We start from the raw sequence: 14234 nt of genomic DNA, 5'->3' as shown, positions 1-14234 counted from the left end.
GGGAGGGCCGCCCATTGCGCCGGGGGGCGGCGGGCCGTCGGGCGGGCCTCCGCCGGCCTCGGCGGCGCGACGGCGGAAGGCCGCGATCTGCTCCGGCGTCGGCTGCGGCCCCACATTGCGCGAATAGGTGAAGCCCCAGCGCAGCTCATCGCGGGACTGCAGGGTGAAGTTCACCGGCCGGGCGTCGACCTGGACGAGGACACCGGCGGCGTTGCGGACGAAGCGGTCGGGGAAGGCGTCCTCGACCTCGGTGGAGGCCGAGGGGAAGGCGACGATGCCGTCATGCACGCGGCTCGACACATAGTCGGCCTGGAAGTTGAGGTTGGTCTTGTCGAAGGGCTTGTAGGTGACGCCGAACTTGAAGACGTCGCGCTCGCCCTTGTCGAGCGCCGCGTTGCCGCCGGAGATGCGGGTGACCTCGACCGCCTGGCCGGTGGCGAGATCGAAGACCCGGGCGCCCGGCGTCGCGGTGACGGGATCGCCCAGCTGGTTCACGGTGGGGGCCTGGTCGGTCTGGCTGTAGGAGACCAGCACCCGCACCGGGGTGATCGGCGCCCAGTTGAGGCCATAGCCGATGGTCCTGAGATCGCCGAAGTCCGACAGGTGCTGGTAGCCCAGGTTGAGATTGGCCGAGAGCTTGCCGAACGCGCCCAGCAGGTCGGGGCTGGGGCGCAGCAGCGGAATGTCCAAATTGCCGCGCAGCTCGCCGATGGAGCGGGTCAGGTCGCTCGACTGGTTGACCCCGGCGCGCAGGGCGTCGCTCTGGAAGTCGAGGGTCGAGACCCGGGCGGTCAGGGTGGTGGCCATCTGGCCGGCCGGCAGCCGCCACAGGGCGCGGTTCACGACGATGTCGGCCTGGGCCTCGGTCGAGGCGGCGCGGGTGGTGTCGGTATAGGCGGCGGCCGCCGTGGCGCGGTCGGTGTTGGTGCGCACGACATTGCGCTCGACCTCGGCGGTCGAGGACCATTGCCAGCCGGCGAGCGCGCCATTGGCGGCGGCGGCCAGGCGGCCGTCCTCGGTTTCCGACCGGCGCTTCAGGGCATCCGTGGCGAAGGGCGAGAGCCCCAGCCGGGAGTCGCTGTCGGTGGACTCGAAGGTTCCGTTGACGGTGGCCGAGACGCCATTGCCCAGGGGCTTGGCCCAGACCCCGTTGAGGGTCACGTCGTTGGAGCGCGGCTGCAGGGTGCGCGCCGCCCCGTCGCCGCCGATCACGTCGCGGTCGGCCTCGGTGATGGGCTGGGTGCGGGTGGCCTTGGCGTCGAGCAGCAGGCGCTCGCCCTTGAGGATCTTGAGCGAGCCCAGGTGAGCAGCGGCGGTGTCGCCGGCGCCGGCCGTGGGGACGGTCGCCGAGGCCTCGGCCAGCCAGGCCTTGAAGCGCTGGCGCAGGACGAAGTTCACCACCTTCTGCTCGGCCGGATAGCCGTATTTCAGCGAGACTTCCTCGGGCAGGATCTCCACCCGGGCGATGGCCTCGGTGGGCAGGTCGCGGATCTCGTTGAAGCCCGACACACGGCCGCCATTGATCAGCACCACGGGGCGGCCGCCATTGCCCTGGCCGCTGGTCAGCTGGGGGGCGAGCGCGGTGAGCAGGTCGGTGACATTGGCGGCGCCATAGGCGCGGATCTCGCGCGGGGAGAGGGTCACCTCCGGGGCGATGTCGCCGATCACCTGGCCGGGCAGGGTCAGCTTGCCCTCGACCACCACCTCCTCGATCTCGTTGTCCGAGGCCGGATCGGGCGTGGGCGGGGCGGCGGCGGCGCAGGCGGCCGTGGCGAAGGCCGCCAGGGCGCAGCCGGCGAGCAGGCGCGCGGCGAGGCCGGAGCCGTAGGTGCGGGAGATGTTCAAGTCGGCGGTCCTGGCTTTGGTCGCGTCGGGGGAGGGGCCGTTCTGGCTTTCGCCGCAGATAGAACGCCGGTGTTGCAAGATGTTTGCGGCGTGTGGCGCGAGCGTTGCGGATTTCGGGGCTTGAAGGTTCGCGCGATTTGGAGGAACCGCTGCGGAATTCCGTGTGCCGCCATCGATATCAGCGCTGGGCGAGCGGGGGCGTCACAAAAGCCCCTCCCCCCTGCGGGGAGGGGTTGGGGTGGGGGTGCGAGCGCGGCGCGCGCCGGTTTCGAGGTTGAGATCCTACCGCGAAATCAATCGGCGTTTGCGCTGACACCCCTCACCCTACCCTCTCCCCGCAAGGGGGAGAGGAGCGCGACCCTTTAAACGCTGTGTCTTGCAACGAGCCCCGGCGGGGGGCTCTCTACGCCTTGCGGCCGCGCTTGGTGCTCTTGGAGGCCTTGGACTTCTTGGTCTCGCGGACCTTTTCCACCACCGGCGGCGGTTCGGCGTCGAGGCGGATGTCGGCGTAGCGTTCGCCACTGGCCAGGGCGTCGAGGGTGACGCTCTCCTGGCCGAACTTCTTGCGATAGGACCAGTAGGCCGCCATCACCTTTTCGACGTAGTTGCGGGTCTCCAGCGCCGGCATGCACTCGATGACCATCAGGCTCTCGTCGTCGTCGCCGAGCATCTCGGCGGTCTTCTGCAGGGTGGCGGGGCCGCCGTTATAGGCGGCGACGGTGCGCAGGATGTCGTAGCCGACCCCCTGGCTCATCAGCCACGACAGATAGTCCTGGCCGACCTTGAGGTTGTAGCTGGGGTCGAACAGCGGGCTCATGTCGTCGCGCAGGCGGGTGTCGCCGGAGACGTGGGCGGCGGCGTCGGGCATCAGCTGCATCAGGCCGACGGCGCCGGCGGGCGAGACCACGCCCGGATTGAAACGGCTTTCCTGGCGCACGATCGCATAGACCAGGGCCTTGTTGACCTTGAAGCCCTCGCGCGGCTTGAGCGCGGGCACCGGATAGTCGGCCTCGGCCCGGCGGCGCGCCGTGGCGTAGGAGGCGGTCGCCATGTCCTCGGCGAGGCCGGCGTTGATCAGGGCGGCCAGACGGGTCCATCGGTCGCGCTCGGCGTTGGTGGACGCCAGCGCCACCCCGGCGCGCAGCTCCTGGGCGGCTTCGAGCACGCGGCCGATCTGGGCCAGGGCCGCGGCGCGGTGGGCGCGGGGATCCTCGGCCATCATGCGGGTGAGATCGGCCGAGGGACCGGAATAGGAGGCTTTCACCAGCACGGCCGCGCGGGGCGGGGCGGTGGGGCTCTCGATCATCGGGATGGGATCGCCCAGCTCGTGCAGGGCGACCTGACGGGCGGCGATCATGCCGTAGAAGGTGTTGGGCGCCCCGGCGGCGAGGCGCAGATGGGCCACGGCGTCGTCGGTGTGGCCCTGGGCCTGGGCGGCGCGGGCCGCCCAATAGGCGCCGCCGGCCCGGACCCAGAGGTCCTCGCCCTGGTCGTCGGCGAGCTGGGCCAGCGCCTTCTCGGCCTGGTCGAACTTGCGCAGGCGATAGGCCGCCATGCCGACGATCCAGCGGTCGCCGACCGCCTTGCCGACATCATAGGCGCGCTTGGGGTCGCCGCTGTAGAAGGCCTCGCGGGCCAGGCGGGTGTTGTCGAGATCGAAGGGGCCGCCGCTGCCGGGGGCCACCAGCTGGACCTGGGCCCAGTCGGTTCCGGCCAGGCGCGGGGTGGGAAGCGGCGGGGCCTCGACCGGCTTGCGCTTGGCGGCGAGCCCGGAAATGCGCTCGGCGGGCGGCAGGTCGGAATAGCGCGACAGCCAGTCGGCCAGTTCGTCGAAGTTCGACTTGTGCGCCGTCGGGTGCATCAGCTGGCGATAGGTGATGTAGCCGTTGAGGGTCGGATCTGTGATCTCGATGCCCTGCATGGCGGCGTCGATATAGTCGCCGCGATCCACGGACTCGAAGGCGGCGGCGTAGTGCTGGGCGTCGGCAGGCGAGAGCACCTGGGGCGTCGCGGCGACCGCGGCTCCCGAAAATCCGGTGCAGATCATGGCGAGCGCCACGATCCGGATACGCCAGCTTGCCGTCATGCCCCTTCCACACGGTCCGCTCAGATGCGTCGACGTGTGGCCCCAAACCTCAGACCCGGCAGGTGTAATGGCTTGTTTGCGTTAACGGAACCCCGTTTCGCCACGTGCGACCCTCACGCCCCGGTGATTCGCGTCTTGGGTGCGCTCTCGACCCCGGAGGATCGGGCTCAATCCAGATAGCGCTCGGTCACCCCGCCATCGAGGTGGCGGACGCGGGCCTGGGCGAGGTCGGCTGTGGGGATCAGCCGGGCGTTGACCCCCATGCGGTTTCGGGCCGGGTCGACGGGCGACCAGTGGGTGACGCAGCCGCAGGTCCGGCAGCGGTGGAACGCGATCGAGCGGTCGTCCCACATGTAGGTGTCGGTGGCCGCGGCGGGCGGGACGAGGCGCACCTGGTCCAGCGGATAATAGGCCCAGAGCGCGCCATAGCGGCGGCAGATGGAGCAGGTGCAGTCGGTCACCTCGGTCGGGGCCTCGGCGATCTCCAGGGCGACGGCGCCGCAATGGCAGACGGCGGTGATCATGGATGCTCCCTCACGCCGCGGCCGGGCCGCGGATCACGACCTTGCCCATATGGGAGCCGGATTCCAGGTGGGCGAAGGCCTCGCGGGCGGCGTCGAAGGGGAAGACCTTGTCGATCACCGGCTGGAGGCCGGTCAGGGCCACGGCGCGGGTGAGCTCGATCAGGCCGGCGCGGTCGCCGACGGTGATGTTGGTGATGGAGGCCCCGCTCATCTTCAGGGCGAAGAAGTCGATGCCCGGGTTCTCGGTCGACAGGAAGCCGATGGAGGCGATCTCGCCGCCGAGCGCCACGGCCCTCAGGGACTGGGCGATGGTGCCGGGGCCGCCGACCTCGACCACCCGGTCCACGCCCCGGCCGCCGGTCAGCGCCCGGACCGCCTTGCCCCACTGGGGATCGGCCGCATAGTTCACCACCGCCGACGCGCCCATGGCCTTGAGCTGCTCAGCCTTGCGGTCGCTGGAGGTGGTGGCGATGACGGTGGCGCCGACCGCGCGGGCGAGCTGCAGGGCGAAGGTGGAGACCCCGCCGGAGCCCTGGACCAGGACGGTGTGGCCGGCCCGGATCGGCGTGCGGCCGGTGAGCGCCGTCCAGGCCGTCAGGCCGGCGCAGGGCAGGGTGCAGGCGGCCTCATAGCTCAGGCTGTCGGGGAGGGGGACGACCGCCTCCTGGCTGACCGCCTTGAGCTCGCAGAGCCAGCCGTCGCTCTCGGCGCCATAGCTGTCGGCGGCGATGGTGGAGGGCATGTCGCCGCCGAACCAGCGGGGATGGAAGGCGCCCATGACCCGGTCGCCGGGCTTGAAGGCCTTGACCCCTTCGCCGACCGCCACGATCTCGCCGGCCGCATCGCTGGCAGGGATCAGGCCCGGATAGCAGGGGCGGGGATAGCGGCCGCGCACCATGGCCAGGTCGCGGAAGTTCAGCGAGACGGCGTGGACGCGGACCAGGACCTCGCCCCGCTGGGGCGTGGGGTCGGGTTCGTCGCGCAGGCGCAGTTCGTCGAGGCTGCCGAAGCTGTCGAATCGATAGGCCTGCATGGCGGGGCTCCCTGATCTCGCAGGCAGTGAAGCCTGCCGGGCGGCCGGCTGTCGACGCCAGGAATTGAGGCGGCGGTCGGAGGTTGTCTGAAGGGCGGCTCAGAGCCCGCCGGCGAACATGTCGACCTTGCCGAGGGGCGCGCCCCGGGCCCGAAGGATCGCGTAGGCGGTCGTCAGGTGAAAATAGAGATTGGTGGTGGCGAAGCCGGTCAGCCATTGGGCCGAGGGCAAGGTCAGGGTCATGCCCGTGCCCATCGTATAGGTCAGCGGAACCTCGTCCCGGCCCGCGAAGGCGTCGGACGGCAGGGCGGCGAGCCAGGCGCGCGAGGCGGCGAGCGCGGCGCGAAATCCTGGGATGTCGAGTTCGTCGGTGACGGGATCCGGAACCGGCAGGCCGGCGACCCGGGCCGGCCACTGCTGGGTGAAGTCGCAGATCACCATGATCTGGTAGCGCAGAGGCTGCATGTCCTCATAGAGCCGCCAGTCGAGGATGGATTCCGCGTCGGCGCCCTGGCTCTCGGCGAACGCCGCGCCCTTGGTCAGCAGGTGGTCGGCGGTCACCAGGGTGCGCCCGAACATGTCGGCGAAGGTGGCGAGGGTGACGGCGGGCATGGGCGGGTCAGGCCTCCGGGCGATGCGGGCGGTCGAGGCGCTCGGTCAGGGTCAGCAGGTCGCTCCAGGCCTTCTTCTTGGCGCCGGGCTGGCGGAGCAGGAAGGCGGGGTGGAGGGTCGGCATGGCCGGGATCTCGAGGGCCTGGTCGGCGCTCTTCCACTCGAACCAGCGGCCGCGCAGGGCGAGGATGCCCTCTTCCTTTTTCAGCATGGACTTGGCGGCCGGCCCGCCGACCAGGAGCAGCATCTTGGGGTTCACCAGCTGGATGGCGCGTTCCAGGAAGGGGGCGCAGACGGCCTGCTCGGCGGCGGTGGGCGCGCGGTTGCCGGGCGGGCGCCAGAAGACGGTGTTGGTGATGAACACCCGGCCGGTGAGGCCGGCGGCGGCCAGCATCTTGTCCAGCAATTGGCCGGCGCGGCCGACGAAGGGCTCGCCGTGCTGGTCCTCCTCGGCGCCCGGACCTTCGCCGATGATCAGCAGGGGAGCGTCGGGGACGCCGCGGGCGAAGACCGCCTGGTGGGCCGCCCCCTCGAACTTGAGCGGGCAGCCGTCGAAGGCGGCGATGGCGGCCTTGAGCTGGTCGAGGTCCTGGGCGGCGGCGGCGAGGGACTGGGCGACGGCGACGCTGGCCGAGATGTCGGGGCCGGCGTTGACCACGGCGCGCGCCGCGGCGATCAGCGGCTTCTTTTCCGGCGGCTTGGGCTGGACGAACTTGCCGGCCTCGATGCGGTCAATTGGCGCATCCAGCAGCATGGCGTCGACGCCCGCTTCCGCCCAGAAGGCGAGCAGGCTTTCGGCGACGGCGGCGGGATGTGGGGTCATCTATTGGGGGTCCGAATTCGTACAGCGTAGGAGTTCGCCCTTGACCGCACGCGCGCTAGCTAACGATAAGCGGGCCAAGGGATCAACGCCGCTTCGCACACGCCTGTGGGCGCGGGCGGAAAAATCGGGAGCTTGAGGGGTCATGAGCGAAGCCGTCGAACGCGAAGCGATGGAATACGACGTGGTCATCGTCGGCGCCGGGCCTGCCGGCCTGTCGGCCGCGATCCGCCTGAAGCAGCTGGCCGAGAAGGCCGGGACCGAGATTTCGGTGGCCGTGCTGGAAAAGGGCTCCGAGGTCGGCGCCCACATCCTGTCGGGCGCGGTGATCGATCCCAAGGCCCTGACCGAACTCTTCCCGAACTGGAAGGAAGAGGGCGCGCCGCTGGAGACGCCGGTGACCCAGGACCGGTTCCTGATCCTCGGTCCCCAGGGCGAACTGTCCCTGCCGATGTTCGCCCTGCCGCCGTTCATGCACAATGACGGCTGCTACATCGCCTCGCTCGGCAACGTCTGCCGCTGGCTGGCGGGCAAGGCCGAGGAGCTGGGCGTCGAGATCTATCCGGGCTTCGCCGCCTCCGACATGGTCTGGAACGACGATGGGTCGCTCAAGGGCGTGATCGTGGGCGTGGTCGGCATCGGCAAGGACGGCCAGCCCACCGCCGACTATCAGCCCGGCATGGAGCTGCACGGCAAGTACGTGTTCATCGCCGAAGGCGTGCGCGGCTCCCTGGCCAAGCAGCTGATCGCCAAGTTCGACCTGTCGGACGGCAAGTCGCCGCAGAAGTTCGGGATCGGCATCAAGGAACTGTGGCAGGTGCCGCCCGAGAAGCATAAGCCGGGCCTGGCCGAGCACACCACCGGCTGGCCGTTGGACGACAAGACCGGCGGCGGCAGCTTCATGTACCACTTCGGCGACAACTACGTGTCGATCGGCTATGTGACGCACCTCAACTACAAGAACCCCTGGCTGTCGCCCTTCGACGAGTTCCAGCGGTTCAAGCACCACCCCTCGGTCAGGCCGCACCTGGAAGGCGGACGCCGCATCTCGTACGGCGCGCGGGCCATCACAGAGGGCGGCTATCAGTCGATCCCCAAGCTGACCTTCCCGGGCGGCGCGCTGATCGGCTGCTCGGCCGGCTTCGTGAACGTGCCGCGTATCAAGGGCAGCCACAACGCCATGAAGACCGGCATGCTGGCCGCCGAGGAGGCCTTCAAGGCCCTGGCCGCGGGCCGCGGCGGCGACGAGCTGGTCGAGTATCAGGCCGCCTTCGAGAACAGCTGGGTCGCCAAGGAGCTGAAGGTCGTCCGCAACGCCAAGCCGCTGCTGGGCAAGCTCGGCACCTTCATGGGCGGCGCGGTCGGCATGTTCGACATGTGGGTCACCCATCTGACCGGCGGGTTCTCGTTCTTCGGCACGATGAAGCACGACAAGACCGACGCGGCCTCGACGGGCCTGGCCAAGGACTACAAGCCGATCTCGTATCCGAAGCCGGACGGGGTGATCAGCTTCGACAAGCTGTCCTCGGTGTTCCTGTCCTCGACCAACCATGACGAGAACCAGCCGGCCCACCTGAAGCTGAAGGATCCCTCGATCCCGATCTCGGTGAACCTGCCCAAGTATGGCGAACCGGCGCGGCTGTTCTGCCCGGCGGGCGTCTATGAAGTGCTCTATGACGAGCAGGGCCAGAACCCGAAGTTCCAGATCAACTTCCAGAACTGCGTCCACTGCAAGACCTGCGACATCAAGGATCCGTCGCAGAACATCAACTGGACCACGCCCCAGGGCGGCGACGGCCCGAACTATCCGAACATGTGATTTTGCGTAGGTCCGCGGGCGGGAATTTCCGCCCGCGGACCTACAAAAAGCGGAATCGCCTGCCAGACCCTGGTCCGAAAGGGATGGTCGCGCTTGCGGCCGGCCCGGAAACCGCAGAGATTCCCTGACATGCGTCACCCCGCCCTGACTCTCGCCGGCCTCGTCGCCCCCGCCCTGTTGCTGGGCGCCTGCGCCACGACCCAACCCAGCCTCGCCACCGACATGCTGGACGGGCCGGCCTCGAGCTATGGGCTGTTCCTGGCGGGCCAAGGCGCGCTGAACGACGGGCGCAGCAGCCAGGCGGCAAGCTATTTCAACATGGCAGCCGAGGCCGAGGGCGACACCGGCCTGATCGCCGAGCGGGCCTTCACGGCCGCGGTCCTGTCCGGGGACATCACCCGCGCCGCCCAGATGGCGCCGTCCGGTCCCGACGCCTCGGACAACGGCAAGCGCCTGGGCCGGCTGGTGGTCGCCGTCGAGGCCATGGCGCAAGGCAAGCCCAAGATCGCCCAGCCGCTGCTGCGCAGCGAGGACCTGGGCTTCGTGCATCGCTCGGCCGGCGTGCTGCTCGCCCCCTGGGCCGCGGCCATGGCCGGGGACACCGACGGCTCTCTGGTCCGCCCGCAGGTGCGCGGCGACCGTGTGGTCGACTATTTCGGCCTGCTGGGCCAAGCCTATCTCTACGAGCGGGCGCGTCGCTATGACGAGGCTGAGACGGATTTCAAAGAGCTGACCAAGGGCGACGCCCCGGGCGACATGGTCATCCTGGCCTATGGCGGCTTCCTCGAGCGGCGCGGCCGCCGGGTCGACGCCCAGGCGATCTACAACAAGGGCCTGGCCGAGGAGCCGCAGAACTCCGTCCTGAAGGCCGCCCGCGATCGCGCCGCCTCGGGCAAGGCGCCGCCGCCCGCGCCCAATCTCAAGCAGGGGGCCGCCGCCGCCCTGATCGCCCCGGCGGCGGGCATGATGTCGGCCAAGCAGACCCAGTTCGCGCTCACCTATCTGCGGCTGGCCCTGCGCCTGGATCCCCAGCGCAACGAGGCCTGGCTGATGGTCGGCGACATGATGGAGGCCGCCGGCGACACCGAGGCCGCCCGCGCCGCCTATGGCGTGCCCAAGCCCGGCTCGCCGGAATTCGGCGCGGCCCAGGCCAAGCTCGCCTGGAGCTATCAGAACGCCGGCGATGGCGAGACCGCCCTGAAGCTGGCCCGCGCCGCCGCGGCCGCCCCCGGCGCCGGCCAGGAGGCCCAGGTGACGCTCGCCGACCTGCTGCGCGCCAACGAAAAGTTCGCCGAGTCCGCCGAGGTGCTGACGGGCGTGATCGCCGGCGATCCGGACTGGCGCCTGCTCTACGCCCGCGGCGTCGCCTATGACCGGGCCGGCCGCTGGGCCGACGGCGAACGCGACCTTCAGGCCGCCCTGAAGCAGCAGCCGGACGACAGCGAGCTGCTGAACTATCTGGGCTATTCCTGGATCGACCGGGGCCAGCACCTGGCCGAGGCCCTGGCCATGGTCCAGAAGGCGGTCGGCCAGAACCCGCGCTCGGGCGCCATGATCGACAGCCTGGGCTGGGCCTATTACCGGCTGGGCGACTACAAGAAGTCGGTCGAGACCCTGGAAGAGGCCGTCGAGCAAGAGGCCGGCGATCCTGACATCAACAACCACCTGGGCGACGCCTATTGGCAGGTCGGCCGCCGGGACGAGGCCATGTTCCAATGGCGTCGGGTCCTGACGCTCGCCCCCGACGCCAAGCTGAAGGCCGAGGTGGAGACGAAGATCGCCTCCGGCGTCGGCCCCGCCGCGCCGGCCAAGATCGCCGCGCAGTAGCCGGCCATGGCCGCCGAAGCCCTCGCGCCGGCCAAGATCAATCTCTTCCTGCACGTCGGGCCGCCGACGGCAGACGGCTATCATCCGCTGTGCAGCCTGATGGTGTTCGCCAACCTGGGCGACCGGGTGGGGCTGACCGAGACCGGGGGCTTCACCCTGCGCGGCCCCCATGCCGCCGCCCTGGCGGGCGAGGGCGACAATCTGGTGCTGCGCGCCGCCCGCGCCCTGTTGGCCCAGGCCGGGGGGCTGCACGCCATGCCGGGCCTGATCCTCGAAAAGCGCCTGCCCGTGGCCGCAGGCCTGGGCGGCGGCTCCAGCGACGCGGGGGCGGCGCTGAGGCTGCTGCGCGAGGCCTGGAGCCTCGACATGGCCGACGCCGCGCTGGAGGCCGTGGCGGCCTCCCTGGGCGCGGACGGCGCGGCCTGCCTCTGGGGACGTCCCGTGTTGGCCGAGGGACGGGGCGAGCGGCTGTCGGCGGCGCCCGGCCTGCCGGCGATCGACGCCGTGCTGGTCAATCCGGGCGTCGCGGTCTCCACGCCCGCCGTCTATCGCGGGCTCGACGGCTCGGGCGCCTTTTCCGACGTTACGCCGCCGCCGATGCCCGAGGCCTTCGAGAGCGTGGAGGAACTGGCGGGCTGGCTCAGGCTCACCCGCAACGACCTGGAGCCGCCGGCCCTGGCGCTCGCGCCCGCCGTGGGCGACGTGCTGGCGACGCTGGCCGACGAACCCGAGACCCTGATCGCCCGGATGTCCGGATCGGGGGCGACCTGCTTCGCCCTGTGCGCCGGCGACTATGAGGCCGAGACCCTGGCCGAACGGATCGAGGCCATGCGCCCCGACTGGTGGGTCGAGCGCTGCCGGCTGGGCGGGCCCTGGGCCTAGAGCCCTTGACCGATGTCGCTCCCGCCCGGAACCTTCCCGGGGCGAGGACGCGAAGGGACGACCGAGATGACCGGACTGATCCTCTGGACCTATGACTGGGTTCCGCCGGGCCCGCGCGGCTTTGTGCGGGACCTGAGGTTGAGGTGGGCCTGCGAGGAGGCGGGGCTCGACTATGTGGTGCGCACCGTGCCCTTCGACGGGCGCGAGACCAACCACCTCGCCCGCCAACCCTTCGGCCAGGTCCCCTATCTGGACGACGGCGAGGTGAAGATCTTCGAGAGCGGGGCCGGCCTGCTGCACCTGGCGCGCAAGAGCGAGCGCCTGATGCCGCGCGATCCGGTCTGCGAGGCCGAAACCCTGCAGTGGACCATCGCGGCGCTGAATTCCATCGAGATGGCCAGCGTGCCATGGTGGTTCCTGAAGATCTCCGGCGCGGCCGACAATCCGCTGACCGGCTGGCTGGAGCAGCGCCTGGCGGCCATTGAGCGGACCCTGGCGGAGCGCGAGTGGCTGGCGGCGGGCCGCTTCACCGTCGCGGACCTGCTGATGGCCGATGTCCTGCGGGTCGGCGAAGTCCGCGCCCTGGGCGACCGGCCGGCGACCGAGGCCTATGTCGCGAGGCTGACGGATCGTCCCGCCTTCAAGAAAGTCCAGGCGGAACAGGTGGCCCAGTTCGAAGCGGCGGACGCGGCGCGGTCCGGCGGCTAGGCGACTGGGGCGCGGCGTCGCCAAGGGCGCGGCTTGGATCCCCGCCTTCGCGGGGATGAGCGGTGTTTGGAGGGCGCGGACGCGCCGCCTGAGCGGCTCTCGCGTGGCGAGGCTGACGGGCGATGACAGCCTGGGGTGGAGCGGCTAGGGTGGACCCGGTCGCCTGAACCTGAGCTGAGGCCCTGCCATGGATGGTGTCCTTGTCGTCGTCATCGACCCCCGCTCGCTCGCCCTGCTGGCGGTCGCGGGGGTGCTGCCGGTGGTCAGTTACCCCTTCGCCGTGCCGATGGAGGTCTGGCGGCGCCTGACCGACAACCGATCGGAGCCGGTCGCCTTCGCCCTGCACGCCTGGTTTGAGGCCAACCGGACGCGGGTGCGATTGCTCGACCCGTCGTCGCGCCAGGGACGGGTGGACCTGGGTGGTGAGGCGGCGCTGGCGGTCCTCACCGAGGATCGGCGGATCGCCCAGTCCATCAACCAGGAAGGCCGCGCGGCAGTCCTGGCGATCTCGTCGGACGACCTGTTCCGGGCCCTGGAAGCCGGGAGCCTCATTCACTCGGCGGAGTCCGTGGCGGCCGCCGCCGCCGAGCAACTTGCCGATTGGGGCGGATCATCGGGGGACGATTCCGAGGCCCAGGCGCAGCTCAGCCAGCAGCTGTTCGAGGACCTGAAACGGGGTGTCCTGATCCTGGCCTGAGCGCCCACACCCCCAAACGAAAACGGGGGCCCCGAAGGACCCCCGTTCCCAACTCTCCTCGTGTCGGCTTGGACTATTCGTGCAGGGCTTCGCCGTGCAGGGCCATGTCCAGGCCTTCGACTTCACCTTCTTCCGAGACCTTCAGGCCGGTGGTGAACTTGCAGATCATCAGGATCACCAGGGTGGCGATGGCCGTCCAGCCAGCGGTCACCGCGATGCCCTTGGCTTGGGTCAGGACGCTGTGGTCCTTGCCCAGAGCGTTGATCGCCGGGTCGGCCAGCAGGCCGGTGAGCAGGGCGCCGGCGATGCCGCCGATGCCGTGCACGCCGAAGGCGTCGAGGCTGTCGTCATACTTGAAGATGCGCTTCAGCCAGACCGCGCCGACGTAGCAGACCGCGCCGGCGACGATGCCGATGATCAGAGCGCCTTGCGGGTTCACGAAGCCGGCGGCCGGGGTGATGGCGACCAGACCGGCGACGGCGCCGGAGGCCAGGCCCAGCATGCCGGGCTTCTTGCGCTCGACCCACTCGACGACCATCCAGGCCAGGGCGGCCGCGGCGGTGGCGACTTGGGTGTTCAGCATGGCGGCGGAGGCGATGCCGTCAGCGGCCCATTCCGAACCGGCGTTGAAGCCGAACCAGCCAACCCACAGCAGGGAGGCGCCGATCATCGTGAAGACCAGGTTGCCCGGCGCCATGTTCTCGGTGCCGTAGCCCTTACGCTTGCCCATGACGAGGGCGCACATCAGACCGGCCACACCGGCGTTGATGTGAACGACGGTGCCGCCCGCGAAGTCGAGGACGCCCATCTTGGAGAGGAAGCCGCCGCCCCACACCCAGTGACAGACGGGCGCGTAGACGAAGATCGACCACAGGGTCATGAACAGCAGCAGGGCGGAGAACTTCATCCGCTCGGCGAAGGCGCCGGCGATCAGGGCCGGGGTGATGATCGCGAAGGTCATCTGGTAGGTGATCCAGAGCATCTCCGGCAGGCCCTTGGCGGCGGTATAGGCCGTCTCGGTGGTCACGCCCGCGAGGAAGAAGGTCCGGAAGCTGCCGATATAGGGCTGCAGGGCCTCGCTGTCGTTGAAGCCGAAGGCGAGCCCATAGGTGCCGGCCATCCAGATCACGGTCACCAGGCAGGTGATCACGAAGGACTGGGCCACCGTGGCGATGATGTTCTTCTTGCGGACCATGCCGCCGTAGAACAGGGCCAGGCCCGGGATCGTCATCAGCAGGACGAGGGCGGTCGAGGTCAGGATCCAGGCCGCGCCGCCGGTGTCGAGCTCAAGCTTGACCTGGTGGGGGAGGAGGGCCGGGGCCAGCGGACTCGGCGGCGGCGGGGGCCGCGGCGGGCGCGGCCTCGGCGGGCGCCGGAGCCG

The 14234-nt window shown here is 70.2% G+C and carries 11 protein-coding genes and 1 pseudogene; 5 read left to right on the top strand and 7 right to left on the bottom strand.

Features of this window, described 5'->3' with window-relative positions:
- The 6 genes and pseudogenes from MQH10_RS25470 to MQH10_RS25445 form a co-directional block, all read right to left on the bottom strand.
- A pseudogene (locus MQH10_RS25470) lies at window positions 1-1845 on the bottom strand (TonB-dependent receptor); the annotation flags it as partial.
- Window positions 1846-2248: 403 nt separating this feature from the next.
- Window positions 2249-3931 carry a lytic transglycosylase domain-containing protein gene (locus MQH10_RS25465; protein ID WP_242566771.1) on the bottom strand — a complete coding sequence of 561 codons (1683 nt, stop codon included), beginning with the start codon at window positions 3929-3931 and terminating at the stop codon, window positions 2249-2251.
- Between the two features lie 167 nt (window positions 3932-4098).
- On the bottom strand, window positions 4099-4455 hold the full coding sequence (locus MQH10_RS25460) for a GFA family protein (RefSeq protein WP_242566770.1): 357 nt from the start codon (window positions 4453-4455) through the stop codon (window positions 4099-4101).
- 10 nt (window positions 4456-4465) lie between these two features.
- Window positions 4466-5488 (bottom strand): zinc-dependent alcohol dehydrogenase family protein, encoded by a 1023-nt coding sequence (locus MQH10_RS25455; protein WP_242566769.1) that lies wholly within the window; start codon window positions 5486-5488, stop codon window positions 4466-4468.
- Window positions 5489-5587: 99 nt separating this feature from the next.
- Window positions 5588-6100 carry a DUF1993 domain-containing protein gene (locus MQH10_RS25450; RefSeq protein ID WP_242566768.1) on the bottom strand — a complete coding sequence of 171 codons (513 nt, stop codon included), beginning with the start codon at window positions 6098-6100 and terminating at the stop codon, window positions 5588-5590.
- Window positions 6101-6107: 7 nt separating this feature from the next.
- Entirely contained in the window at window positions 6108-6923 is an 816-nt protein-coding gene (locus tag MQH10_RS25445; RefSeq protein ID WP_242566767.1) for a uracil-DNA glycosylase, read from the bottom strand.
- Window positions 6924-7065: 142 nt separating this feature from the next.
- On the opposite strand from MQH10_RS25445, the gene MQH10_RS25440 reads away from it, so the two are divergent.
- The 5 genes from MQH10_RS25440 (at window position 7066) to MQH10_RS25420 (ending at window position 12853) form a co-directional block, all read left to right on the top strand.
- On the top strand, window positions 7066-8739 hold the full coding sequence (locus MQH10_RS25440) for an electron transfer flavoprotein-ubiquinone oxidoreductase (protein ID WP_242566766.1): 1674 nt from the start codon (window positions 7066-7068) through the stop codon (window positions 8737-8739).
- Between the two features lie 129 nt (window positions 8740-8868).
- A complete protein-coding gene (locus MQH10_RS25435) occupies window positions 8869-10566 on the top strand; it encodes a tetratricopeptide repeat protein (protein ID WP_242566765.1) in 1698 nt (565 codons plus the stop codon).
- A gap of 6 nt (window positions 10567-10572) precedes the next feature.
- Window positions 10573-11448, top strand: a complete 876-nt coding sequence (locus MQH10_RS25430) for a 4-(cytidine 5'-diphospho)-2-C-methyl-D-erythritol kinase (RefSeq protein ID WP_242566764.1) — start codon at window positions 10573-10575, stop codon at window positions 11446-11448.
- 66 nt (window positions 11449-11514) lie between these two features.
- Window positions 11515-12156 carry a glutathione S-transferase family protein gene (locus MQH10_RS25425; protein WP_242566763.1) on the top strand — a complete coding sequence of 214 codons (642 nt, stop codon included), beginning with the start codon at window positions 11515-11517 and terminating at the stop codon, window positions 12154-12156.
- Window positions 12157-12343: 187 nt separating this feature from the next.
- Window positions 12344-12853 (top strand): hypothetical protein, encoded by a 510-nt coding sequence (locus MQH10_RS25420; RefSeq protein ID WP_242566762.1) that lies wholly within the window; start codon window positions 12344-12346, stop codon window positions 12851-12853.
- Window positions 12854-12926: 73 nt separating this feature from the next.
- Here the strand turns inward: MQH10_RS25420 and MQH10_RS25415 are convergent, their stop codons facing one another.
- Window positions 12927-14177 carry an ammonium transporter gene (locus MQH10_RS25415; RefSeq protein WP_336605237.1) on the bottom strand — a complete coding sequence of 417 codons (1251 nt, stop codon included), beginning with the start codon at window positions 14175-14177 and terminating at the stop codon, window positions 12927-12929.
- Window positions 14178-14234 lie beyond the last annotated feature (57 nt).

This window comes from Phenylobacterium aquaticum, from assembly GCF_022695515.1.
Taxonomy (GTDB): Bacteria; Pseudomonadota; Alphaproteobacteria; order Caulobacterales; family Caulobacteraceae; genus Phenylobacterium; species Phenylobacterium aquaticum.
Note: the sequence above shows the minus strand (reverse complement) of the source record. Positions and strands in the feature narration are given on the sequence as shown.